24 protein-coding genes are annotated in these 24951 nt (G+C 65.0%); 23 read left to right on the top strand and 1 reads right to left on the bottom strand.

From position 1 onward, the window contains the following. The 11 genes from map to glmM all read left to right on the top strand — a co-directional run bounded on the left by map (position 1) and on the right by glmM (position 8302). Positions 1-831, top strand: coding sequence for a type I methionyl aminopeptidase (gene map / locus AC4D2Q_RS01955; RefSeq protein WP_490926461.1), 831 nt, complete (start codon positions 1-3; stop codon positions 829-831). 271 nt (positions 832-1102) lie between these two features. After that, on the top strand, positions 1103-1324 hold the full coding sequence (gene infA, locus AC4D2Q_RS01950) for a translation initiation factor IF-1 (RefSeq protein WP_055239372.1): 222 nt from the start codon (positions 1103-1105) through the stop codon (positions 1322-1324). 82 nt (positions 1325-1406) lie between these two features. Continuing rightward, complete coding sequence (gene rpmJ, locus AC4D2Q_RS01945) at positions 1407-1520, top strand: 50S ribosomal protein L36 (protein ID WP_012397712.1); 114 nt, start codon at positions 1407-1409, stop codon at positions 1518-1520. A gap of 157 nt (positions 1521-1677) precedes the next feature. After that, positions 1678-2055, top strand: coding sequence for a 30S ribosomal protein S13 (gene rpsM, locus AC4D2Q_RS01940; protein WP_104052716.1), 378 nt, complete (start codon positions 1678-1680; stop codon positions 2053-2055). Between the two features lie 67 nt (positions 2056-2122). Next, positions 2123-2524 (top strand): 30S ribosomal protein S11, encoded by a 402-nt coding sequence (gene rpsK, locus AC4D2Q_RS01935; protein ID WP_104052715.1) that lies wholly within the window; start codon positions 2123-2125, stop codon positions 2522-2524. A 190-nt stretch (positions 2525-2714) separates the two neighbouring features. Further along, positions 2715-3725 (top strand): DNA-directed RNA polymerase subunit alpha, encoded by a 1011-nt coding sequence (locus tag AC4D2Q_RS01930; RefSeq protein ID WP_104052714.1) that lies wholly within the window; start codon positions 2715-2717, stop codon positions 3723-3725. Positions 3726-3790: 65 nt separating this feature from the next. Continuing rightward, positions 3791-4357, top strand: a complete 567-nt coding sequence (gene rplQ / locus AC4D2Q_RS01925; protein ID WP_490944555.1) for a 50S ribosomal protein L17 — start codon at positions 3791-3793, stop codon at positions 4355-4357. 37 nt (positions 4358-4394) lie between these two features. After that, positions 4395-5336 carry a tRNA pseudouridine(38-40) synthase TruA gene (truA, locus tag AC4D2Q_RS01920; protein ID WP_490944552.1) on the top strand — a complete coding sequence of 314 codons (942 nt, stop codon included), beginning with the start codon at positions 4395-4397 and terminating at the stop codon, positions 5334-5336. Between the two features lie 242 nt (positions 5337-5578). Continuing rightward, positions 5579-6022, top strand: coding sequence for a 50S ribosomal protein L13 (gene rplM / locus AC4D2Q_RS01915; RefSeq protein ID WP_104052711.1), 444 nt, complete (start codon positions 5579-5581; stop codon positions 6020-6022). 39 nt (positions 6023-6061) lie between these two features. Further along, entirely contained in the window at positions 6062-6559 is a 498-nt protein-coding gene (rpsI, locus tag AC4D2Q_RS01910; RefSeq protein WP_400931210.1) for a 30S ribosomal protein S9, read from the top strand. Positions 6560-6937: 378 nt separating this feature from the next. Next, complete coding sequence (glmM, locus tag AC4D2Q_RS01905) at positions 6938-8302, top strand: phosphoglucosamine mutase (RefSeq protein ID WP_490926464.1); 1365 nt, start codon at positions 6938-6940, stop codon at positions 8300-8302. 50 nt (positions 8303-8352) lie between these two features. Here glmM and coaA read toward each other — a convergent pair whose 3' ends face one another. Continuing rightward, positions 8353-9270 (bottom strand): type I pantothenate kinase, encoded by a 918-nt coding sequence (coaA, locus tag AC4D2Q_RS01900; protein WP_490926821.1) that lies wholly within the window; start codon positions 9268-9270, stop codon positions 8353-8355. A gap of 203 nt (positions 9271-9473) precedes the next feature. Between coaA and glmS the strand changes: the two genes are divergently transcribed. The 12 genes from glmS to tsaD all read left to right on the top strand — a co-directional run bounded on the left by glmS (position 9474) and on the right by tsaD (position 24880). Next, positions 9474-11369 (top strand): glutamine--fructose-6-phosphate transaminase (isomerizing), encoded by a 1896-nt coding sequence (gene glmS / locus AC4D2Q_RS01895; RefSeq protein WP_490944549.1) that lies wholly within the window; start codon positions 9474-9476, stop codon positions 11367-11369. 3 nt (positions 11370-11372) lie between these two features. Continuing rightward, a complete protein-coding gene (locus AC4D2Q_RS01890) occupies positions 11373-11723 on the top strand; it encodes a holo-ACP synthase (protein ID WP_490926466.1) in 351 nt (116 codons plus the stop codon). 9 nt (positions 11724-11732) lie between these two features. Then, entirely contained in the window at positions 11733-13274 is a 1542-nt protein-coding gene (locus tag AC4D2Q_RS01885) for an NAD(P)H-hydrate epimerase (RefSeq protein WP_490944547.1), read from the top strand. Positions 13275-13416: 142 nt separating this feature from the next. After that, positions 13417-15606, top strand: a complete 2190-nt coding sequence (gene glgX / locus AC4D2Q_RS01880) for a glycogen debranching protein GlgX (protein WP_490926468.1) — start codon at positions 13417-13419, stop codon at positions 15604-15606. After that, on the top strand, positions 15603-17936 hold the full coding sequence (gene treY / locus AC4D2Q_RS01875; protein ID WP_490944544.1) for a malto-oligosyltrehalose synthase: 2334 nt from the start codon (positions 15603-15605) through the stop codon (positions 17934-17936). Before glgX ends, treY begins: the two co-directional genes overlap by 4 nt. Continuing rightward, positions 17933-19687, top strand: a complete 1755-nt coding sequence (gene treZ, locus AC4D2Q_RS01870; RefSeq protein WP_490944542.1) for a malto-oligosyltrehalose trehalohydrolase — start codon at positions 17933-17935, stop codon at positions 19685-19687. The genes treY and treZ overlap by 4 nt, the downstream gene beginning before the upstream one ends. A gap of 3 nt (positions 19688-19690) precedes the next feature. Then, the gene (gene mgrA / locus AC4D2Q_RS01865; RefSeq protein ID WP_490944540.1) at positions 19691-20737 is read left to right on the top strand and encodes an L-glyceraldehyde 3-phosphate reductase; all 1047 of its coding nucleotides are present in this window, start codon (positions 19691-19693) and stop codon (positions 20735-20737) included. Between the two features lie 117 nt (positions 20738-20854). Next, positions 20855-22021, top strand: a complete 1167-nt coding sequence (alr, locus tag AC4D2Q_RS01860; protein ID WP_490944538.1) for an alanine racemase — start codon at positions 20855-20857, stop codon at positions 22019-22021. After that, positions 22018-22575 carry a tRNA (adenosine(37)-N6)-threonylcarbamoyltransferase complex ATPase subunit type 1 TsaE gene (tsaE, locus tag AC4D2Q_RS01855; protein WP_490926473.1) on the top strand — a complete coding sequence of 186 codons (558 nt, stop codon included), beginning with the start codon at positions 22018-22020 and terminating at the stop codon, positions 22573-22575. Before alr ends, tsaE begins: the two co-directional genes overlap by 4 nt. A 63-nt stretch (positions 22576-22638) precedes the next feature. Continuing rightward, entirely contained in the window at positions 22639-23307 is a 669-nt protein-coding gene (gene tsaB, locus AC4D2Q_RS01850; RefSeq protein WP_490944536.1) for a tRNA (adenosine(37)-N6)-threonylcarbamoyltransferase complex dimerization subunit type 1 TsaB, read from the top strand. 38 nt (positions 23308-23345) lie between these two features. Beyond that, the gene (gene rimI / locus AC4D2Q_RS01845; RefSeq protein ID WP_490945692.1) at positions 23346-23816 is read left to right on the top strand and encodes a ribosomal protein S18-alanine N-acetyltransferase; all 471 of its coding nucleotides are present in this window, start codon (positions 23346-23348) and stop codon (positions 23814-23816) included. Continuing rightward, complete coding sequence (tsaD, locus tag AC4D2Q_RS01840; RefSeq protein ID WP_490926475.1) at positions 23813-24880, top strand: tRNA (adenosine(37)-N6)-threonylcarbamoyltransferase complex transferase subunit TsaD; 1068 nt, start codon at positions 23813-23815, stop codon at positions 24878-24880. The genes rimI and tsaD overlap by 4 nt, the downstream gene beginning before the upstream one ends. Positions 24881-24951 lie beyond the last annotated feature (71 nt).

Below are 24951 nucleotides of genomic sequence, written 5' to 3'. Positions count from 1 at the left end.
ATGTTCGGCCAGCCTCGAATCCAATACAAAACCAACTCGCAGATGCGCACCATGCGCGAAGCGGGCCTCGTGCTGATCCGGGCGCTGGATGCGGCTGTCGAGTCCGCGGTGGTGGGGGCAACCACCGCGGACATTGACGCAGCATTCGCAGCAGTGCTCAAGGAGGCCGGCGCAACCTCGAACTTCCTCGGCTACCACGACTACCCGGCAACGGTGTGCGTGTCAGTCAATGAAGAGGTTGTGCACGGCATCCCGGGGGAGCGTGTGCTGGAGGACGGGGACATCCTCTCGATCGACGGCGGCGCCGTGGTCCGCGGATGGCATTCGGACTCTGCCCGTACGGTCATTGTCGGAACTGCGGATCCGGAGGACCAGCGGCTGTCGGACGTCACGGAGGAAGCCATGTGGCACGGCATCGCCGCTGCCGCCAAGGGCCGCTTCGTGGGGGACATCGGCGCGGCCATCGACGATTATGTTTCGGGCGTTCCGGGCAAGCCGCTGGGAATCCTCGAGGACTACGTCGGCCACGGCATCGGAACGGAAATGCATCAGGCCCCGGATGTGCTGAACTACCGGACCTCGCACAACGGACCCAAGCTGCGCCCCGGTCTCTGCCTGGCGATCGAACCGATGCTGGTCCGGGGCAAGATCGAGACTGTCACGCTGGAGGATGACTGGACCGTGGTGACCACGGACAAGTCGCGTGCCTCCCAGTGGGAGCATTCCGTTGCCATCCATGACAAGGGAATCTGGGTTCTTTCGTCCCCTGACGGAGGAGCTTCACGGCTTGCCCCGCTGGGCGTGACGCCGGTGCCGATTCCCGAAGACTAGGCCCCGCCCGCGTGCTGCGCAGCCCGTTCCGGATTCCCGGGGCGGGCTGCTGCCTTTTGCGGCTTGCGGGCCGGCGCCGGCGGGATTTAACTTAATGGCCGGTGTCGAGTAGTGTTATCTGTTGGTTGTCTCTACATTCGTGCCCAATTCCAACGTCACAGGCCGCTTCAAAACGGCCTGCCGCGCGGGAAGTGCGGCGGAAGCACCGAGGGAACCAAAGACATAAACCGTCCTGCGCGCATGCGCACGGACACAGACGTTAGCGGAGGATATGGCCAAGAAAGACGGCGTCATTGAGATTGAGGGCTCGGTCAACGAAGCCCTGCCCAACGCGATGTTCCGCGTTGAGCTGGCCAACGGCCACATTGTGCTCGCACACATCTCGGGAAAGATGCGTCAACACTACATTCGCATCCTCCCCGGAGACCGCGTTGTGGTGGAACTTAGCCCGTACGACCTCACTCGGGGCCGTATCGTCTACCGCTACAAATAAAGACCCGCACCAACCAGCGTCCCGGACATTTGGGACGACGGCTGCCCTGCGGTACAACCCTGCAACCACGCAAAGGATAACCATGAAGGTCCAGCCGAGCGTCAAGCAGATCTGCGATAAGTGCAAGGTGATTCGCCGTAACGGTCGAGTCATGGTGATCTGCGAGAACCCGCGCCACAAGCAGCGCCAGGGCTAATTTCCTGCTCTCAGGGACGGCCCACGCGTAGTAGTAATTCAATATGGCAGTGCAGCGCTGATACGCGTAGCGCATACCCCCGGCACGGAGGCCGGGGACCTGGCAACAGGGACGCACTGCTTCAGACCTCCGGTGACACAAGAGGAGAACCGCCAATATGGCACGTCTCGCTGGCGTTGACATTCCCCGCGAAAAGCGGGTAGTGATTGCGCTTACCTATATCTACGGCGTGGGCAAGACCCGTGCAGACCAGACCCTGGCAGAGACCGGCATCAGCCCGGACACTCGCGTCAAGGACCTCACGGATGCTGAACTCGTTCAGCTGCGTGACTACATCGAGGGCAACTTCAAGGTTGAGGGTGACCTCCGCCGCGAGGTAGCCGCTGACATCCGCCGCAAGGTTGAAATCGGCAGCTACCAGGGTATCCGCCACCGTCGTGGCATGCCCGTTCACGGCCAGCGCACGAAGACCAACGCTCGTACCCGCAAGGGCCCGAAGCGTACGGTTGCCGGTAAGAAGAAGGCCGCCCGCTAAACCTAGCGGTGTGAGGCTACGGCCCCTTTAGCGGGCCACCAAAACCAAACTCTTTGTAGGAGAAGTAATGCCCCCCAAGACTCGTGGAGCGGTCCGCAAACCGCGTCGCAAGGATAAGAAGAATATCGCGCTGGGCCAGGCGCATATCAAGAGCACCTTTAACAACACCATCGTGTCCATCACGGACCCGTCCGGTGCTGTTATCTCATGGGCTTCCGCCGGTGAGGTTGGCTTCAAGGGCTCGCGTAAGTCCACCCCGTTCGCTGCGCAGATGGCTGCTGAAGCCGCTGCAAAGCGTGCCCAGGAGCACGGCGTCCGCAAGGTCGACGTCTTCGTGAAGGGTCCGGGATCCGGCCGCGAAACCGCTATCCGCTCGCTCCAGGCCACCGGCCTGGAGGTTGGCTCCATTTCGGACGTCACCCCGAGCGCGCACAACGGCTGCCGTCCCCCGAAGCGCCGCCGCGTCTAAGCAGCACTTGCGGTTCCGGTAATATCCGGCGGGCGGTCCACCCTTTTGGGGGCGGGCCGCCCATCGGACGCCTCCGGCTCCGGGCACGTGGCTGTTAAGCCGTCCAAGACGCCCGCGGAAAGACCCGTCGTCGTCGTTTCCACCATTTGTGTTGCGTCATATAGCGGACGCTCGCTGAAAGGAAATGCAAGTGCTCATTGCACAGCGCCCCACCCTCACTGAAGAAGTCGTAGCTGACAACCGTTCACGGTTCATCATCGAACCGCTGGAACCCGGTTTCGGCTACACCCTTGGCAACTCCCTCCGCCGTACGCTCCTGTCCTCGATCCCGGGTGCTGCAGTAACCAGCATTCGCATCGACGGCGTGCTGCACGAGTTCACCACGGTTCCGGGCGTGAAGGAAGATGTCACCGAGATCATCCTGAACGTCAAGAACCTGTCGGTCTCCTCGGAGCACGACGAGCCCGTGGTCGCCTACCTGCGCAAGCAGGGTCCCGGCGTCGTCACGGCTGCGGACATTGCTCCGCCGGCCGGCGTGGAGTTCCACAACCCGGATCTGCACATTGCCACCCTGAATTCGAAGGGCAAGTTCGAACTCGAGCTGACCATCGAACGCGGGCGCGGCTACGTTTCCGCCAGCCAGAACAAGTCCGGTGACCAGGAGATCGGCCGCATTCCGGTTGACTCCATCTACTCACCGGTCCTGAAGGTGACCTTCCGCGTGGAAGCCACCCGTGTTGAACAGCGCACCGACTTCGATCGCCTGATCGTTGACGTTGAGACCAAGGATGCCATTGCACCGCGCGACGCAGTCGCCTCTGCCGGCACCACCCTGGTTGAACTGTTCGGCCTGGCCCGTGAACTGAACAGCGCTGCTGAAGGTATTGAAATTGGCCCGAGCCCCACGGATGCCGCACTGGCCGCCGACATGGCACTGCCGATCGAAGACCTTGAGCTGACCGTGCGTTCCTACAACTGCCTCAAGCGTGAAGGCATCCACACTGTGGGTGAACTCGTTGCCCGCTCCGAGGCTGACCTGATGGACATTCGCAACTTCGGTGCAAAGTCCATTGATGAGGTAAAGGCAAAGCTGGTCGAGCTGGGTCTGTCCCTGAAGGATTCCCCTCCCGGGTTTGATCTGGCCGCCCGTGCCGCAGCTATTGAAGAGGACGAGTCCGAATACTCGGACGACGAGCTCTAACACACGCAAAATATTGCCGTGCGGACGCTAACGTCGCGTGCGGCACCGTTTGAGGAGAAAAAGTAATGCCTACACCCACCAAGGGTAAGCGCCTCGGAGGCAGCCCGGCCCACCAGCGCCTGATGCTGGCGAACCTGGCAGCCCAGCTGTTCGAGCACAAGCAGATCACCACCACGGTGACGAAGGCCAAGCGCCTGCGTCCCTACGCCGAGCGTCTGATCACGTTCGCAAAGCGCGGAGACCTGTCTTCCCGCCGTCGCGTCCTGGGCCTGATCTCGGACAAGGGTATTGTCCACGAGCTCTTCACCGACATTGCTCCGGCAGTCGAGAAGCGCGACGGCGGCTACACCCGCATCACCAAGATCGGCAACCGCAAGGGCGACAACGCTCCCATGGCTGTCATCGAACTGGTTCTGGAGCCCCTCTCGGCCAAGCAGGCCGTAGTGGCCGAGGCCGAAACCGCAGCTGCTGTGTCAGCTCCGGTTGAGTCCCCTGAATCTGCTGATTCCGCTGAGTCCGCTGACTCGGTCGATTCCGCTGAGTCTGCCGACTCGGTTGATTCTGCCGACGAGGCAGTCGTCGTGTCCGAAGAGGCACCCGAAGCAGTCGTAGAAACCGAAGAGAAGAAGTAATTTTTCCTCTCGCACTCCGTCCCTTAATATTGAGGGCATGAGTATCGAAAGGCCCGCCGTACCTGCAGAGGACGGCGGGCTTTTTCGTGTCCGGATGGACCTGTCCTACGACGGCGCCTCCTTTTACGGGTGGGCCGCCCAGGATGACCTGCCCACCGTCCAGGGCAGCCTCGAGGCAGCCCTCGAAGTCCTGATCCGCAGGCCCGTGCGGGTAACCGTGGCCGGCCGGACGGACTCCGGTGTCCATGCCCGCGGACAGGTGGTTCATTTCGACCTCACCGGCGCGGAATGGAACGGTCTGACCCGCGGAGCGGCGCTCACCCCGGAAGAGGCACTGCTTCGGCGCATGCGGGGAATCCTGAACAAGGACCTCACCATGCCCCTGCGCAAAGCCAAGGCTGCCAAGCGGGTCATACATGCCATGGAGGGGGCCATAACCGTCCACTCCGCGGCTCTGGCTCCCGAGGGGTTCGACGCGCGCTTTTCCGCCCTGTGGCGCCGGTACAGCTACCGGATAGCGGACCGCGAAGCCAGCCGGGACCCGCTGACCCGCTCCGTGACCCTGTGGCATGACTTCGCCCTGGACGAGCACCGCATGAACCGGGCTGCGGAAGAGGTCCTGGGCGTTCGGGATTTCCTGTCCTTCTGTAAACCGCGCACCGGCTCCACCACTATCCGGGAGCTCCAGGAGTTCTCCTTCCTCCGGCGGCCTGACGGCGTGATCGAGGCCCATCTGCAGGCGGACGCTTTCTGCCACAACATGGTCCGCTCGCTTGTTGGCGGAGCAGTCCTCGTGGGAGCGGGGGAGCGGAGCCCGGAATGGCTGGGGCGCAGGCTCCAGGCCCGCATCAGGGACTCGGACTCCATGCTGGCCCCGCCGCACCCTTTGATCCTCGAAGAGGTGAGGTATCCACCCGAGGAAGAGATGCGGCGCCGGGCGGAGAGCACGCGCGCGATGCGGGCCCTGCCGGGTTTTTGACCTGGCCCGGGAAGCAGGCTATTGTTTATAGTCGTTGTGCGTGTCCTACCTCGATAGGTCTATGCCCACGGGAGCGGCTCAGTTGCAGAGCCACCTGGCCCCGGGGAAATAGCCGAGTACATCAGGACCACTGGTTACATCAGTCCTCACCTGACCATCCGGTAAACGCATAGAGAAGCTGCGGAACATATGGCATCCATATGGTCCGCGCCACCTAAGAAGAAGAAACGAAGGCAAAAACCGTGCGTACGTACACCCCGAAGCCCGGCGACATCAACCGCCAGTGGCACGTCATTGACGCCACCGACGTTGTCCTAGGCCGTCTTGCCAGCCAGACCGCAACACTGCTGCGCGGAAAGCACAAGCCGACCTTCGCTCCCCACATGGATATGGGCGATTTCGTCATCATCATCAACGCTGAGAAGGTTGCCCTCACCGGCGCCAAGCTCGAACAGAAGCGTGCCTACCGCCACTCGGGTTACCCGGGCGGCCTGTCCTCCGTCAACTACGCAGAGCTGCTGGAATCAAACCCGGTACGTGCAGTTGAGAAGGCCATCCGCGGCATGCTGCCCAAGAACTCCCTGGCTGCCCAGCAGATCAGCAAGCTCAAGGTCTACCGCGGTGCAGAGCACCCGCATGGAGCCCAGCAGCCCAAGACCTTCGAAATCACCCAGGTCGCCCAGTAGTTCTGGCCCGCCAACTAAAGAATTAATTCAAGGAGAATCGTGGCTCAGAACACTGAAGAGCTCAATGAAACAACCGAGGAGCTTTCCAGCTACACCTCGGAAACCCCTGATGCAGCTGAGGCTGCTGTCAAGGAACGTCCGGCACTGACCGTCGCCGGTTCGGCTGTTGGCCGCCGCAAGCAGGCAATTGCCCGCGTGCGCGTTGTTCCGGGCAGCGGCAAGTGGCTGGTGAACGGCCGCGACCTGGCCGCTTACTTCCCGAACAAGCTGCACCAGCAGGACGTCAACGAACCGTTCAAGATCCTTGATCTCGACGGTGCCTACGACGTTATCGCACGCATCCACGGTGGCGGCCCCTCCGGCCAGGCCGGCGCACTGCGCCTGGGCGTGGCTCGGTCGCTGAACGAGATCGACCGCGACAACAACCGCGCGACCCTGAAGAAGGCCGGCTTCCTGACTCGTGACGCACGCGTCATCGAGCGCAAGAAGGCTGGTCTCAAGAAGGCACGCAAGGCACCTCAGTACTCCAAGCGCTAAAAAAGCGCCTACCCTGGCTGCTGCCGCTGCGCGTCAGCAGTCAGGGGCCCTCGGCGTTTTTTGGCGTTTAGCTTCACAAGCGCCAATTCGTCGCTGTTCAAAAGGCCGTCCGCTTCTGCGGGCGGCCTTTTGGCGTATCCGGGAGCGTTTTTGCCCTTGGGCGGGTGCATCGGGGAAGGCCGAAGATTACCGGAAAGGTGCCTCTTTAGCAGTCTGCCAGCGGCCCGGGAGGGTGACGTTGGCCGCTGAACTGCTCCAAAAAACCCGCCGCTTACCGGCATTCGCTTAGTAGCCTGCTCCGATAGGGTGGCACAATAGCCCAGTGGGCTGTCGGTTCGGCGGCCTCCGGCCCTGCCCCCTGTTTGAGGATTATGTGCGATGACTAGATTGTTTGGAACCGACGGCGTGCGTGGACTGGCCAATGGCCTGATCACCGCTGAAGTGGCCCTTGGCCTGGCACAGGCGGCCGCCGTCGTTCTGGGGCACAGGCGCGTGGAAGGCGGCCGGCGTCCCGTCGCGGTTGTCGCCCGCGATCCCCGCATCAGCGGTGACTTCATCTCAGCTGCAGTGGAAGCAGGACTGGCGAGCTCCGGAGTGGACGTTTACGACGCCGGTGTGCTCCCCACGCCCGCTGCGGCCTTCCTGATTGCCGACCTCGATGCAGACTTCGGTGTCATGATTTCCGCTTCTCACAACGCGGCCCCCGACAACGGCATCAAATTCCTGGCCCGCGGCGGCCAAAAGCTCGACGACGCCGCTGAAGACGACATTGAACTCGAAATGAGCAAGCCCAACCTGCGGCCCACTGGTGCCGAGGTGGGACGCATCCACCGCTTCGCTGATGCTGAAGACCGCTACGTGATCCATTTGCTCCAGACTCTTCCCAATCGGCTGGACGGACTCAAGGTTGTCCTTGACTGCGCCCACGGTGCGGCCAGCGGCTGCTCGCCGCAGGTCTTTGCGGACGCCGGAGCGGAAGTGGTTGTCATCGGTGCCGACCCCGACGGCATCAACATCAACGACGGCTACGGTTCCACCCACCTTGAAAATCTGCAGGCCTCGGTGCTGGCGCACGGCGCGGACCTGGGCATCGCCCACGACGGCGACGCCGACCGCTGCCTGGCCGTAGACCATGAAGGCACAGTGGTTGACGGGGACCAGATCATGGCCATCATGGCCGTTGCCATGAAGGACGCGGGCAAACTCAAGGACAATGCCCTGGTGGCCACCGTGATGAGCAACCTCGGCCTGAAGCTCGCGCTGCGCGACGCCGGTATCTCCGTCATCGAAACCGGTGTGGGTGACCGCTACGTGCTGGAGGGCATGCGCGCAGGCGGGTACAGCCTGGGCGGCGAGCAGTCCGGCCACGTTATCTTCTCCGAGTTCGCCACCACGGGGGACGGCGTGCTCACCGGTCTCCAGCTCGCAGCGCAGGTCAAGCGGACCGGACGCACGCTCAAGGAACTTACCGAAGTCATGACCAAGCTTCCCCAGGTCCTGATCAACGTCAAGGGCGTGGACAAAGCAGCCGTCAACAGCAACGAAGCAGTCCGACAGGCGGTCCTCGACGCCGCGGAAACCCTTGGGGAAACCGGCCGCGTACTGCTCCGCCCGTCCGGCACCGAACCCCTCGTGCGGGTGATGGTGGAAGCGGCAGACATGGAGACCGCAGCGTCGGTGGCCGCGAAGCTGGCCGAAACCGTTGAAAGCAACCTGGCACTGGAACCCTTCGCCCGCGCCTGACCGGCGCTGCTGCGCCCTGACCGGCGCCTGCCCCAAGGTGCTGCTGCGCCCTACGTCTTGCGCAGCAGCATCCGGGTCACCGCATGATCCGCATTCTTGGTCAGCACCAGCTGGGCCCGGCCGCGGGTCGGGAGCACATTGGTGACCAGGTTCGGTTCGTTGATGCGCTTCCAGATATCCAGCGCGGTGGAGCGGGCCTCCTCATCGGTGAGGGCTGCGTACCGGTGGAAATACGATTCCGGATCCGCGAAAGCCCCGTCGCGCAGCGACAGGAAACGCCGGACATACCATTCCTCGATGTAGGAGGTTCGGGCATCCACATAGATGGAGAAATCGAAGAAGTCACTCAGCGCCAGGCCGGCGCGCCCGTCAGCGCGTGTCCGGGCCGGAGCGAGGACGTTCAGGCCCTCGACAATCAGCACATCGGGGCGCCGGACCACGATCTCCTGGTCCGGAACAATGTCATAGGTCAGGTGTGAGTACCGCGGCGCCCGAACTTCCTCTGCACCGCTTTTCACGGCGCTGACAAACCGCAGCAGCGCCCGGCGGTCGTAAGACTCCGGGAAGCCCTTCCGCTCCATCAGCCCGCGCCGCTTGAGCTCGGCGTTCGGATAGAGGAAACCGTCGGTGGTGACCAGTTCCACGTTCGGCGTTTCCGGCCAGCGGCGCAGCATCTCCCGCAGCACGCGGGCGGTGGTGGATTTGCCCACAGCCACCGAGCCGGCAACTCCGATGACAAAGGGCGTCCGGGTGGTCTTCTCGCCCAGGAATGTGGTGGTGGCGCTGTGCAGGCGTCCCGCAGCCGCAACATAGAGGTTCAGCAGGCGGGACAGCGGCAGGTAGACCTCGCGCACTTCGTCGAGGTTCAGTTTTTCCCCGACGCCCCGCAGCCGCTGGATATCGTCCTGGTTAAGCGGGGACTTGATCTCGTTGGAGAGCCGGGACCATGTTTGCCGGTCCAGCTCCACAAACGGCGTATTGCCGTTCTCGGCTCCGTTGCCGGAGCCCTTGGCCGCCGGATATGAGCCTGGGTGTGATGTTCGGTCTGCCACTTTATGATTCTGCCCTGCCAAGCAGTCAAACCAAAACGCCGTCCCCCGGGCACAGAGCGGTGCCTGAGGGCGCGCGCCCGCTTGGCGCGGCTGCCGCTCTTCCCGGTACTCTTACGGGTATGTGTGGAATTGTTGGATATGCAGGCCGCCGCCCCAGTGCCGCCGCCGCAGCGCAGCTGAACAGTCATGAGCATGGAGCCCTTGACGTGGTCATGGAAGGCCTGCGCCGGCTCGAGTACCGCGGCTATGACTCCGCGGGTGTAGCAGTACTGACCGAGGCCGGGATTGAGTCCCGCAAGAAGTCGGGCAAGCTTGCCAACCTGGTCGCCGAGCTGGAGGCCGCACCGCTGCCCGAAGCAACCACCGGGATCGGCCACACCCGATGGGCAACGCACGGCGGACCCACGGATGAGAATGCCCATCCGCATCTGGCCGACGAAGGACGCCTGGCCCTGATTCACAACGGCATCATCGAAAACTTCGCGGAGCTCAAGGCCGAACTGCTTGAAGCCGGAACAGAATTCATCTCCGAAACTGATACTGAGGTAGCCGCAGCCCTGCTGGCCACCATCTACCGCGGCGAAGGCGGAGGGGACCTGGCCCGCTCCATGCAGCTGGCCTGCCGCCGGCTGGAAGGCGCCTTCACCCTCCTGGCCATCCACGCGGACTCGCCCGACGTCGTCGTCGCCGCCCGCCGCAACTCCCCGCTCGTCGTCGGGCTCGGAGACGGTGAGAACTTCCTGGGCTCCGATGTCTCCGGCTTTATCGACTTCACCCGCCGGGCGGTTGAACTGGGCCAGGACCAGATTGTCACCATCACCCCGGAGGCAGTGGAAATCACTGACTTCTACGGAAACCCGGCCTCCGGCACCGAGTTCGAGGTCGACTGGGACGCAGCCGCCGCCGAAAAGGGCGGCTACCCCTCCTTCATGGAGAAGGAGATCAACGACCAGCCGCAGGCCGTGGGGGACACCCTGCTGGGCCGTTCCGACGTCGACGGCCGGCTGACCCTGGACGAGCTGCGCATCGATCCCGAGGAACTCAAGGCAGTCAACAAGATCATGGTCCTGGCCTGCGGCACGTCCGCCTACGCCGGACAGGTTGCCAAGTACGCCATTGAGCACTGGTGCCGGATCCCCGTTGAGGTGGAGCTGAGCCACGAATTCCGTTACCGCGATCCGATCGTGGACGGCAACACCCTGATCGTTGCGATCTCGCAGTCCGGCGAGACCATGGATACCCTGATGGCTGTGCGCTACGCCAAGGAACAGGGTGCCAAGGTGCTGGCGATCTGCAACACCAACGGCTCCACCATTCCGCGTGAATCCGATGCCGTGCTGTACACGCACGCCGGTCCGGAAATCGCGGTGGCCTCCACCAAGGCGTTCCTGGCGCAGATCACCGCCGCCTACCTGCTCGGCCTGTACCTCGCCCAGCTGCGCGGCGACAAGTTCCAGGGCGAGATCAAGGACCTGCTGGCTGATCTGGGCAAGGTTCCCGCCAAGATCCAGCAGGTGCTGGACAACTCGGGGCAGATCAAGGAACTGGCCGAACTCATGGCCGACACCAAGTCGGTGCTGTTCCTGGGCCGCCACGTTGGCTTCCCGGTGGCCATGGAGGGCGCCCTGAAGCTGAAGGAACTGGCTTACATCCACGCCGAAGGCTTTGCCGCCGGCGAGCTGAAGCACGGCCCGATTGCCCTGATCGAAGAAGGCCAGCCGGTGTTCGTAGTGGTTCCTTCGCCGCGCGGCCGGGACTCGCTGCACGCCAAGGTCGTTTCCAACATCCAGGAAATCCGTGCCCGCGGAGCCAAGACCATCGTGATTGCCGAAGAGGGCGACGACGCCGTGAAGGCCTACGCCGAGCACGTGTTCTATGTGCCGGAAACGCCCACCCTGCTGGCGCCGCTGCTGACCACGGTTCCGCTGCAGATCTTCGCCTGCGCACTGGCCACGGCCAAGGGATTTGACGTTGACCAGCCGCGCAACCTCGCCAAGTCCGTCACGGTTGAATAACCGATGATCATTGGCATTGGCGTTGACGTTGTTGACATGCCCCGGTTCGGGCGCCAGCTGGAGCGGACGCCGGGCCTGCGGGCCCGGCTGTTCGTGCCGGCTGAACGGGAGCTGAACCTGCGTTCACTCGCAGCCCGTTTCGCAGCGAAGGAAGCGGTCGCGAAGGCGCTTGGAGCTCCGGCCGGCATGAACTGGCAGGACTGCCAGGTGGATCTTGACGCTGCCGGCGCGCCCAGCGTGAGCGTGCGGGGCACGGTCGCTGCGGCCGCCGAGGCAAAGGGCGTGCGCACCTGGCACCTTTCCCTGAGCCATGACGGCGATGTAGCCACTGCCATGGTGGTAGCCGAGGGTTAGTCTGTAGGCATGATCAGCGCCTACTCGGGCACCGCTGTGCGGGCCGCCGAAAAACCGTTGCTCGACGCCGGGGACGGTCCGGATCTGATGCAGCGGGCCGCGTACGGGCTGTACGCAGTCTGCGCGCGGGAGCTGCTTCGCCGGCGCGGTTCGCTGTACGGGGCCCGGGTCACCGTGCTCGCCGGCGCCGGTAACAACGGCGGCGACGCCCTCTATGCGGGGGCACGGCTGGCCGGCCGCGGCACGGCGACGACGGCGGTCCTGACCACGGACTCCGCCCATCCCCAAGCCCTGGCCGCCTTCCGGGCACAGGGCGGGAGAATCGTGTCCCTTGCTTCAGCAGGGGAGGAGTCTCTCCGGATCTGCGCCGCTGCCGACTTGGTCATCGACGGAGTCCTGGGAACCGGCGGCAGGGGCGGGCTGCGGGGACCTGCCGCACGCCTCGCGCAGGAGCTGACTGCGCGCACCGCTCTCACCGGCCGCGGGCCGCTGATGATCGCCTGCGACCTGCCAAGCGGCGTGGACGCAGACACCGGCCAGGCCGACGGCGAACACTTCACGGCGGACGTCACCGTTACCTTCGGTGCGGTTAAGACAGGCCTGATGACCGGACCGGGGGCGTTGGCCGCCGGCCGGATTGAGCCGATTGACATAGGCCTGGGAACACCGCCGGGTCCGCGGCTGCAGCGGCTCGAGACAGCTGATGTGGCACAGCTGCTGTCCGTTCCGCGCAAGAGTGACCACAAGTACACCCGCGGCGTGCTGGGCATTGCGGCCGGGTCGGCAACGTACCCGGGAGCCGCAGTCCTGGCCACCGGAGCGGCCCTGGCCACCGGCGTCGGCATGGTCCGCTACCTGGGCCCGGAACCGGTGTGCCGGCTGGTCAACGCCGCCCATCCGGAGGCGGTCTGCGCCACCGGAACGGTTCCGCCCGCCCACGTGCAGGCCTGGCTGGCCGGTCCCGGGGCGGGAACGGATGAGGAGCAGCGCCGCCGGGCCGTGGACGCCATGGCCTCCGGGCTTCCCGCGGTCATTGACGCCGATGCCATCAGCAGCGTGGAACGCGGACTCGGTCCGCAGGTGATCCTGACCCCGCATGCCGGAGAGCTCGCCGCACTCCTGCACAGGCTCGGCGATACTGTCAGCCGCGACCTGATCGAAGGCGACCCGCTGCGGTACGCCCGGCGCGCAGCTGAACTCACCGGGGCCACCGTGCTGCTCAAAGGTTGGGCCACCGTCACCGCCGCTCCCACCGGGGAAACCTACAGCCAGGCCGATGCCACACCCTGGCTCGCCGCCGCCGGATCCGGGGACACCCTTTCCGGAATCCTGGGTGCCCTGCTGGCCACGGACCGGGGCAGCCGGGACGCGCAGCGGCCGCCCCCGCCCGGGCATTACGCCGCTCTCGCCGCCGCTGCCGCCAGTATCCACGGCCGGGCCGGGAGCCTGGCAGCGCAGGCGGGACCGGTCTCGCCGTCGGCCCTGCCGGCCTCAGTGCGTGCCGTGATCGCGGAGCTGCTGACGGCTCGAGCCGGCGCTGAACGGGGCTGAACGGCCGGGAATACGCCGCCGGGGCAGGGGTTAAATAAGGAGTAGTAATTCCATCCGTTTAATGCTTGGCCCCATCTGGGGTAAAAACATAAGTAGACATACTATTTTTGTGTTGTCATCTGGAACTAGTCAGGAGCTCTACATGGAAGTTTGGCCGGGAGAAGCCTATCCGCTGGGCGCAACGTACGACGGAAACGGCACCAACTTTGCGCTGTACAGCGAAGTTGCGGATTCCGTCATGCTTTGCCTGTTCGACGAGGACGGCAACGAGGAACAGGTCAAGCTGACCGAGGTCGACGGATACGTCTGGCACTGCTACCTGCCGCAGGTCCTGCCGGGGCAGAAGTACGGCTTCCGCGTGGACGGACCTAACGATCCCGCGAACGGTAACCGCTGCAATCCGAACAAGCTGCTGCTGGATCCCTACGCCAAGGCTGTTGCCGGCGAGATCGACTGGGACCAGTCGCTGTTCGGCTACAACTTCGGTGACGAGCATTCCCGCAATGACGAGGATTCCGCCGCGCACATGATGATGGGCGTGGTGATCAACCCGTTCTTCGACTGGGACGGCGACCGCAAGCCCAAGGTTCCGTACCACCAGTCGGTGATTTACGAGGCGCACGTCAAGGGCCTGACCCAGCTGCACCCGGACGTCCCCGAGGAACAGCGCGGCACCTACGCCGGTGTGGCACACCCGTCGGTTATTGCGCATCTGCAGAAGCTGGGCATCACCGCCATCGAACTGATGCCGGTGCACCAGTTCGTCAATGACTCCACGCTGCAGGACAAGGGACTGTCCAACTACTGGGGCTACAACACCATTGGCTTCTTTGCCCCGCACAACGCCTACAGCGCCACCGGCGACAAGGGCCAGCAGGTGCAGGAATTCAAGGCCATGGTGCGCGCACTGCACCTGGCCGGGATCGAAGTGATCCTCGATGTGGTCTACAACCACACGGCCGAGGGCAACCACATGGGCCCCACGCTGTCCTTCCGCGGCATCGACAACGCGTCCTACTACCGGCTGGTGGAGGATGACAAGCAGTACTACATGGACTACACCGGCACGGGTAACTCGCTGAACGTGGGCAACCCGCACTCCCTGCAGCTGCTGATGGATTCACTGCGCTACTGGGTGACGGAAATGCACGTGGACGGCTTCCGCTTTGACCTCGCCTCCACGCTGGCCCGTGAGTTCTACGACGTCGACCGCCTGTCAGCCTTCTTCGAACTCGTGCAGCAGGACCCGGTAGTTTCCCAGGTCAAGCTGATCGCCGAGCCGTGGGATGTTGGCCCCGGCGGCTACCAGGTGGGCAACTTCCCGCCCCAGTGGACCGAATGGAACGGCAAGTACCGCGACACGGTCCGAGATTTCTGGCGCGGAGAGCCTTCCACCCTGGGTGAATTCGCCTCCCGCATCACCGGCTCCGCCGATCTCTACGAGTCCTCGGCCCGCCGTCCGGTGGCCTCCATCAACTTTGTCACCGCCCACGACGGCTTCACGCTGCATGACCTGGTGTCCTACAACGAAAAGCACAACGACGCCAACGGCGAGGACAACAACGACGGCGAATCCCACAACCGGTCCTGGAACTCGGGAGTGGAGGGGCCCACCGATGATCCGGAGATCCTGTCCCTGCGTGCCCGGCAGCAGCGCAACTTCCTGGCCACCCTGCTCCTGTCACAGGGCGTTCCCATGATCGCCCACGGTGACGAGCTCGGCCGCACCCAGCAGGGCAACAACAACACGTACGCGCAGGACTCCGAGCTGAGCTGGATCAACTGGGAGAGCATGGATACCCCGCTGATGGAGTTCACCGCTGCGGTCAACACGCTGCGCGCCGAGCACCCCACCTTCCGCCGCCGCCGGTTCTTCGACGGCCGTCCCGTGCGTCGCGGTGAAGGCGAGGCACTGCCGGACATCGTTTGGCTCAACGAAGACGGAAGCCCGATGACCCAGGACGATTGGGACACCCCGGTGTCCCGCTCCCTGGGGGTCTTCCTCAACGGGCAGGGCATTTCGGGCCGTGACGCCCGCGGAGAGCGGATCACGGACCTGAACTTCCTGCTGTACTTCAACGCCCATGAGGAAGCGGTCAAGGTAACCCTCCCGTCGAGCGAATATGCCCCCATGTGGGACGAAGTCATTGACACTGCGGGTGAGTTTGCCGACTCGGGCTCCATTCCCGCCGAGGCCAAAATAACCATCGCTGCCAAGTCCATGGTGGTTCTGCGGGCGCACGAAGAGGAAGAGGAGCACGACCACTCGGTTGCGGCTTCCCTGGCGGCACTGGCCGGTTCAAAGCAGCACAGCGGTGAGGCTGCGGTATGAGGACTCCGCTGTCCACGTACCGCCTCCAGATCCGCCCCTCGTTCACGTTGTTCGACGCCGCAGAGCTGGTGCCGTACCTCGCGGACCTTGGGGTGGACTGGGTCTACCTCTCGCCTATCCTGACGGCCGAAGAAGGGTCCGACCACGGCTACGACGTGGTGGAGCCCTCCTCGGTTGACCCCGCCCGGGGCGGCGCGGAGGGGCTCAAAGCCCTCTCCGACGCCGCCCATGCGGCGGGCATGGGCGTGCTGGTGGACATTGTTCCCAACCACATGGGTGTTGCCACTCCGGCTGCCAACAAGTGGTGGTGGTCCGTCCTGGAACAGGGCCGCGGCTCCCGCTACGCCGAAGCCTTCGACATCGACTGGGACGCCGCCGACGGAAAGCTGCGCCTGCCGGTCCTGGGCGACGGTGATGACGAACTGTCCGCCCTGAAGCTGGTGGACGGCGAGCTGCACTACTACGACAACCGGTACCCGGTGGCACCGGGCACGGCATCCGAGGGCGACTCTCCCCGGGACGTCCATGCCCGCCAGCACTATGAACTGGTCAACTGGCGCCGCGCGGACAATGAGCTGAACTACCGCCGGTTCTTCGGGGTCAACACCCTGGCCGGCATCCGGGTGGAAGAGCCCTGGGTCTTTGACGAAGCCCACGCCGAAGTGAAGCGCTGGTTCGACGAGGGCCTGGTCGACGGGCTCCGCATTGACCATCCGGACGGGCTGGCTGACCCCAAGGCCTACCTGTCCCGGCTGCGGGAGCTCGCCAACGGTTCCTACATCCTGGTCGAAAAGATCCTGGAACCGGGGGAGAAGCTGCCCGCGGACTGGGAAACGGAAGGCACCACGGGCTATGACGCCCTGGCTGACGTTGACCGGTTGTTCGTGGACCCGGCCGGCGAGGACCAGCTCACTGCGCTGGTGCCCACCGAGCCGTACCCGGACATGATCCACGGCACCAAGCGCGGCATCGCGGACCACCTGCTGAACTCGGAAGTCCAGCGCCTGGTGCGCCTGCTGCCGGCGGACTCGGGACTGGATGCCCGGACAGCCGCAGATGCCATTGCTGAACTGCTGGCCTGCTTCCCGGTCTACCGCAGCTACCTGCCCGTTGGGGCGCAGTATCTGACGGAGGCCGTCATTGCGGCTACGGTCCGCCGTCCGGACCTTGCCGCTGCTCTGCGGGTTCTGCACGGGCTGCTGAACCCGCTGAAGGCCGGCAGCACGGAACCTGTGTCGCTCTCCGACCTGGGCGAACTGGCTGCGCGTTTCCAGCAGACCTCAGGCATGGTCATGGCCAAGGGGGTGGAGGACACCGCCTTTTACCGGTATTCCCGCCTCACGTCGCTGAACGAGGTGGGCGCAGACCCGGCCCACTTTGCCGTGGCACCCGCTGAGCTGCACGCCCGGCTGCTGCGCCGGCAGCTGGAGCAGCCGGCTGCCATGACGGCGCTGACCACCCATGACACCAAGCGGAGCGAAGACACCCGTGCCCGGATTTCGGTCCTCGCGGAAATCCCCGAGGAATGGGCGAAAACCTTCGCTGCGCTGGAGGACCTGGCACCCATGGGCGACGGGGCCATGGCCAACCTGCTGTGGCAGGCCGTCATTGGCGCGTGGCCGCTGAGCCGCGACCGCGCCCATGCCTACGCCGAGAAAGCTTCGCGGGAGGCAGGGGCCAGCACCACGTGGACGGCCCCCAACTCCGAGTTCGAGGACCGGATGCATGCCGCCGTCGACGCCGCTTTCGATAACCCTGAGGTGAACGCACTGGTGGTCTCGCTGGTGGAGCGGATCCGCAGCGCGGGGTACTCGAACTCCCTCGCGGCCAAGCTCCTGCAGCTGACCATGCCCGGCGTGCCGGATGTGTACCAGGGCACGGAGTTCTGGGACCGCTCCCTGGTGGATCCGGACAACCGGCGCGAGGTCGACTTTGAACGCCGGCAGCAGGTGGCGGCGTCGTTTACCGACGGCGCCGCCCCCGCAGCGGACGAGGACGCAGCGGCAAAGCTGCTTCTCACCACTCGGGCCCTGCAGCTCAAGCGGGAACGCCCGGAGCTGTTCAGCTCCTACGTTCCGGTGTCGGTTGAAGGACCCGCCGCGCAGCACCTGTTCGGGTTCAACCGCGGCGGCGCGATTGCCCTGGTAACCCGTCTTCCGCTGAACCTGTTGCAGCGCGGCGGTTGGCAGGACACCGCCGTCGTACTGGAAAGCGGCACCTACCGTGACGTGCTCACGGGCACGTCCCATGAAAGCAGCGGCCAGCTGGCGGCTGCCGATCTGTTTGGTATTTATCCGGTGGCACTGCTGGTTCGGGAGGACGGCGAATGAGGACCAATTTTGATGTGTGGGCACCCAAAGCCACCACAATGACCCTGGTGGCCGACGGGCGGAAGCTGTCGATGAGCCGCGGCGAAAACGGCTGGTGGCACGCCCAGCACGCTGAGCTGACCGGAGACGTTGACTACGGCTATCTCATTGACGACGCCGAGACACCGGTTCCGGACCCCCGGTCGCGGCGCCAGCCGCACGGCGTCCATGGCCTCTCGCGCACCTTTGACCCCGATCAGTACCGCTGGAACGACGCCGGCTGGGTCTCTCCCGGGCTCGACGGCGAAGCGATCTACGAGATGCATATCGGCACCTTCACCCCCGAAGGGACGCTGGACGCTGCCATCGGCAAGCTGGATTACCTGGTGGACCTGGGTGTCCGCTACGTGGAGCTGCTGCCCGTCAACGCCTTTAACGGAACCCATAACTGGGGTTACGACGGCGTGCTCTGGTACGCCGTCCAGGAGACCTACGGCGGCCCCGAGGCGTACCAGCGCTTTGTCGACGCCGCGCACCAGGCCGGCCTGGGAGTCATCCAGGACGTGGTGTACAACCACCTTGGCCCCAGCGGGAACTACCTGCCGATGTTCGGCCCGTACCTCACCGAGGGCAAGTCCAATACCTGGGGAGATTCGCTGAACCTGGACGGTCCGCTGTCCGACACCGTCCGCCAGTACATTGTGGACAACGTTCTCATGTGGTTCCGCGACTACCACGTGGACGGACTGCGCCTGGATGCAGTGCACGCCCTGCATGACGAGCGGGCTGTCCACATCCTGGAGGAGATCGCCGTTGAGACGGAAAAGTGCGCGCTGGAACTGGGCAAGCCCCTGTTCCTGATTGCTGAATCCGATCTCAACGATCCCCGCCTCATCATGCCCCGCGACGCCTGCGGCTACGGGTTGGACGGTCAGTGGTCCGACGACTTCCACCATGCCGCGCACACCAACCTCACCGGTGAAAACGGGGGCTACTACGGGGACTTCGATTCCGTGGGCGCCCTCGCCAAGGTGCTGACCGAGGGGTTCTTCCACAACGGAACGTTTTCCTCCTTCCGGGGCCGCTGCCACGGAAGGCCCCTGGATAAGAGCGCCGTGACGAGCCGGCAGCTGGTGGTGGCAACCCAGAACCACGACCAGATCGGCAACCGTGCGGCAGGGGACCGGCTGAGCGCAAGCCTGGGCTACCCGCAGCTGGCCCTCGCATCCGTGCTGAACCTGACGTCCCCGTTCACGCCCATGCTCTTCATGGGCGAGGAATTCGGCGCGTCCACGCCGTGGCAGTTCTTCACGTCGCACCCCGAACCAGAGCTGGGCAAGGCAACCGCGGAAGGACGTCTGCTGGAATTCGAGCGGATGGGCTGGGATCCGGACACCGTACCCAACCCCCAGGACCCTTCAACGTTCAGCAATTCCAAGCTGGACTGGTCGGAAGTGGACCAGGGCGACCACGCGAAGCTGCATGACCTGTACCGTCAGCTGCTGGCCCTGCGGCGGAACCGGCCGGACCTGACGAATCCGGATCTCGGCAGCGTGGAAGTGGAGTATGACGAGGTGGGCCGGTGGCTGGTGCTGCAGCGCGGGGAAACCGCCGTTGCGCTCAATTTCTCCGATGCTCCCCGCGAGGTTCCGGTTCCGTTCTCCGGGTCCAAGGTACTGCTCCAGACCGAACCCGCCGAGCTGTACGGGGATGCCCTGCAGCTTCCCGGCTACGGCGCCGCAGTCCTCGCGGCAACGAATGGCAGGATGTAAGCCATGACATATATTGCCGCGGATAACCGCTACGATTCCATGCCCTACCGACGGGTCGGCCGCAGCGGGCTGCACCTTCCCGCCGTGTCCCTCGGACTGTGGCACAACTTCGGTGACGACAAGAAGTTTGAAACCCAGCGCGAGATCCTCCGCAGGGCCTTTGACCTGGGCGTGACCCATTTCGACCTGGCCAACAACTACGGTCCGCCCTACGGTGCTGCTGAAACAAACTTCGGCCGCCACTTCAAGGACGACTTCCGGCCGTACCGGGACGAGCTCGTCATCTCCTCCAAGGCCGGTTACGACATGTGGCCGGGGCCCTACGGCAACTGGGGATCGCGCAAGTACCTGCTCGCCAGCCTGGACCAGTCGCTGGAGCGCATGGGCCTTGACTATGTGGACATCTTCTACAGCCACCGTCCCGATCCGGAAACCCCGCTGGAAGAGACCATGGGCGCCCTGGACACGGCCGTACGCTCCGGCCGTGCCCTCTACGCCGGCATCTCCTCCTACTCTCCGGAGAAGACGATTGAAGCTGCACGGATCCTGCGGGACATGGGAACTCCGCTGCTGATCCACCAGCCCTCCTATTCCATGCTGAACCGCTGGGTGGAGCACGGAGATCCGAACCTGTTTGCCGCACTGGAAACGGCAGGGGCCGGTTCAATCGCGTTCTCGCCGCTGGCCCAGGGGCTGCTCACCAACAAGTACCTCAACGGGGTGCCTGAAGACTCGCGGGCTGCTGCCGGCAAGTCGCTGGATCAGTCCCAGCTCTCCGAAGACAACCTCCGGCGGGTGCGGGCGCTCAATGACCTGGCCGAATCCCGCGGCCAGACGCTGGCCCAGATGGCCATCGCCTGGGTGCTGCGCCCGCAGGCCGGCGGCGGAGCCATTACCTCCGCTCTGGTGGGTGCCTCGAGCGTGAAGCAGCTGGAGGACAGCCTGGCGGCGGTGAACAATCTCGACTTCACGGCCGAGGAACTGGAAACCATCGACAAGCATGCCGTTGATTCCGACATCAATTTGTGGGCCGCCGCGCTGGAAGCCTAATCCGTGCGGCTGCAACCGCCTCCTGGGGTTGCAGCCGGCGGCCTTTCCCGCGGGGTTTCCCCTGCACAGGATTTCCCTGTGCAGGGGAGGCCTCGTTGAAAATGAAATAATGGTCGAGTGAATGACCAACAAGCTGCTCCCGCCGCCGAACGCCAGGCCCTCATTGACCTGGCCGCCGTGCGGCACAACGTCCGTCACCTCGTTCGGCTGGTAAGCCCCGCCCGGGTGATGGCAATCGTCAAGGCCGATGCCTACGGCCACGGTGCCGAGCAGGTGGCACGCACCGCTCTGGAAGCCGGAGCCTCCTGGCTCGGCGTCGCCCACATCACCGAAGCCCTGGCGCTGCGAAGCGCCGGAATGACTGCGCCGGTCCTGGCCTGGCTGCATACCGTGGACAGCCCCTTCACTGAAGCCGTAGCCGCCAACGTTGACCTCGGCATTTCCGGATGGGAACTGGAATCCGTGGTGGCGGCCGCCCGGAAACTGCAGATCCCGGCACGCGTGCACCTGAAGATCGACACCGGGCTGGGCCGCAACGGCTGTCCGCCGGACAAATGGGAGGCCCTTGTGAGCCGGGCCCTGGCCTATCAGGAGGAGGGGCTCCTGCGCGTGGTGGGCATCTTCTCGCACTTCTCCGTGGCCGATGAACCGGACCGCCCGGAAACCGACGAGCAGCTGGAACGGTTCCGCACCGCCGTCGCCGTCGCCGAAGATGCCGGAGTGGACCACGAAGTCCGGCATATCGCCAATACCCCGGCGGCGCTGTCCCGCCCGGATTCACACTTTGACATGGTTCGCGTGGGCCTGGGACTTTACGGCCTCTCGCCCTTTCCCGGCCAGACGCCGGACGAGCTGGGCCTGCGCCCGGCCATGACGCTGAAGACCACCATCGCCAACTGCAAGGAAGTTCCGGCCGGCCAGGGAGTTTCCTACGGGCTGCGCTACTCCACCACCGAGCCCACCACCCTTGCTCTGGTGCCGCTGGGCTACGCCGACGGCGTTCCGAGGGTGGGCACCGGCGGTCCGGTCTGGGTGGACGGAAACGTCTATCCGGTGGTGGGCCGCATTGCCATGGACCAGATGGTCATTGACCTGCAGACCACCGGGATCGCGGGAACCGGCAAGAATTTGGTGGGCCGGGAAGCCGTGCTGTTCGGCGGAGTCGGCCTGCCCTCGGTGGATGAATGGGCCGAAGCCAGCGGCAGCATCAACTACGAAATCATCACCCGCATCAGCCCCCGCGTTCAGCGGACATACATCGACTCCGAGGCAGCCCAGGCATGAGCGAAGAATTCAGCACCAGCGCATCGGCGCCGGTATGGGAAGAAGAAATCCGCACCACGGACGCACTGCAGACGCAGGCAGCGGCTGAAGGGTTGGGCCGGCAGCTGGCAGCGGGGGACCTGCTGCTGCTGACCGGTGAACTGGGAGCCGGCAAAACCACGTTCACGCAGGGCCTTGGCCGCGGGCTCGGAGTCCGCCCCGGGATTATTTCCCCGACATTCGTGCTGGTGCGCATCCATCCCAGCCTCGGCCAGGGCCCGGATCTGGTGCATGTTGACGCCTACCGCCTCGGTTCCAGCGGTGAGATTGACGACATCGACCTGGAAAATACGATGGACACCTCGGTCACCGTCGTGGAGTGGGGCCGCGGCCTCGTGGAGCACCTCTCCGACAGCCGGCTCGACATCACGATCATCCGTCCCACCGGCGGCGGTTCCGCGCCGGTACAGGGAACCGCCGGCCTCAGCTTCGACTACGACGACGATCCCGACGAAGAACGCGTCATCCGCATCGCCGCCTACGGCCCGCGGTGGAAGGACACCCGGCTCTCCTAAGCAAATGCACGCCCCGGCCGGCCGGGGAAAGCGGGCACCCAAAGGAGACGTAAAATAGGCACCGTGCTTATTCTCTCCATTGATACCTCCGCTATTGCCAGTGCGGCACTGCTGACCGGGGAAGGGGAGATCCTGGCCGAGTTCGCCACGGAGGACACCCGTTCCCACGCCGAAGTGCTGGCACCGGGCATCTCCGACCTGATGGAAACCGCCGGCGTCAGCGCCGCGGACATCGACGCAGTTGTCGTCGGGGTGGGACCCGGGCCCTTCACCGGGCTGCGCTCCGGCATTGTCACCGCACGCACGCTCGGTTTCGCCTGGAACAAGCCCGTGCACGGGGTCATGAGCCTTGATGCCATCGCCGTGGATGCAGCCCTGGACGCCTGGCGGCTGGGCGTCGACGAATTTGTGGTGGCCACCGACGCCCGGCGCAAGGAAGTGTACTGGGCGCATTACCGCAGCACCGGAGGAACAGCGCAGCTCCTGGCCGGGCCGTTCGTCACTGACCCCGCAGAGGTTCCGGACTTTCCGGCCTACGGTGCGGGCGCCGGCCTGTACCCGGAGGTGCTGCGCGGCGTCGCGGACTTCGCCGGCACCCAGCCCACGGCCGCCGCCCTCGGCCGCACCGCCGTCGTGCGCCTGGTCCGCGGCCTGCCGCTGCTGGACACCACACCGCTGTACCTGCGCGAGTCCGACGCCAAGGTGCCCGGACCGCGGAAGCGCGCCCTGTGAGCCGCGAACCCGGAACCGCCGGCACCGCAATCCGGGCCATGACCTTTGACGACATAGCAGCAGTGGACGCTCTGGAGCGGGCACTGTTCCCGGTGGACGCCTGGCCGCTGCAGATGTTCTATGACGAGCTCAACCAGGCCGATACGCGCTCCTACTACGTGGCCTGCGACGCCGCCGGCACAGTGATCGGCTATGCCGGGCTGATGTGCGTCCTGCCGATCGCCGACGTGCAGACCATCGCCGTGGCGCCGGAGGCCGAAGGAGCCGGAATCGGCTCAGCTCTTCTGGCCACGCTCATTGACGAAGCCAAGTCCCGCGGTGCCGAAGACGTGCTGCTGGAAGTGCGGGCGGACAACCCCCGGGCGCAGCGGCTCTACCGCTGGTTCGGGTTTGAACAGATCCACATCCGGCCGCGCTACTACCGCGACGGCGCGGACGCACTGATTATGCGGCTGGCCCTTTCCGCCTGGAACGGGTCTCCGCGCGCAACAATGAAGGACGGGAAATGAACCGCACCGAGCCCCTGGTGCTTGGCATCGAATCATCGTGTGACGAAACCGGCGTCGGTATTGTCCGCGGCAGTGCCCTGCTGACCAACACGGTGTCCTCTTCCATGGATGAACACGTCCGTTTCGGCGGCGTCATCCCTGAGATTGCCTCCCGCGCCCATCTGGATGCTTTTGTGCCCACGCTGCAGCAGGCCCTGGACGAGGCGGGGGTGACGCTGGCGGACATTGATGCCATTGCCGTGACCTCCGGACCCGGGCTGGCCGGAGCGCTGATGGTGGGCGTGTGCGCCGCCAAGGCGCTGGCCGTTGCCACCGGCAAGCCGCTGTACGCGATCAACCACCTGGTGGCGCACGTGGGCGTGGGCGTGCTCGACGGCGGTGAACTGCCGGACAATCTCGGCGCGCTGCTGGTGTCCGGCGGCCACACCGAAATCCTCAGCGTGAAGTCGCTGACCGGTGACGTGCAGCTGCTCGGGTCCACCATCGATGACGCCGCCGGTGAAGCCTATGACAAGGTGGCCCGCATCCTCGGGCTGGGTTATCCCGGAGGGCCGGCCATCGACAAACTGGCCCGGCAGGGAAATCCCAAGGCCATCCGCTTTCCGCGCGGCCTGACCCAGGCCAAGTACATGGGTTCCGCGGAGGAGCCCGGCCCGCACCGCTATGACTGGTCCTTCTCCGGGCTGAAGACTGCGGTGGCCCGCTGCGTGGAAGCCTACGAAGCCGCCGGCGAGGAACTGCCGGTGGCGGATATCGCGGCTTCCTTCCAGGAAGCGGTGGTGGATGTCATTACGGCCAAGGCGGTCCTGGCCTGCACCGAACACGGGATCACGAACCTGCTCTTGGGCGGGGGTGTGGCGGCCAACTCCCGGCTCCGCGAGCTGACCCGGCAGCGGTGCGAGGCCAAGGGTATTTCCCTGCGGGTGCCGCCCATCTCGCTGTGCACCGATAACGGGGCCATGGTGGCTGCGCTGGGAGCCCAGGTGGTGATGGCAGGTGCCGAGCCGTCCGGAATCGGGTTTGCGCCGGATCCGTCCATGCCGGTCACCAGCGTCCACCTCTAACCCGCAGCACCCGGGCAAGGATATTGCTGCCGCCTCTTCGGCGGGGCGGCGGCCGAAGCTATATTGGCGTT

It is taken from the genome of Arthrobacter sp. TJ-178 (assembly GCF_058269275.1).
Note: the sequence above shows the minus strand (reverse complement) of the source record. Positions and strands in the feature narration are given on the sequence as shown.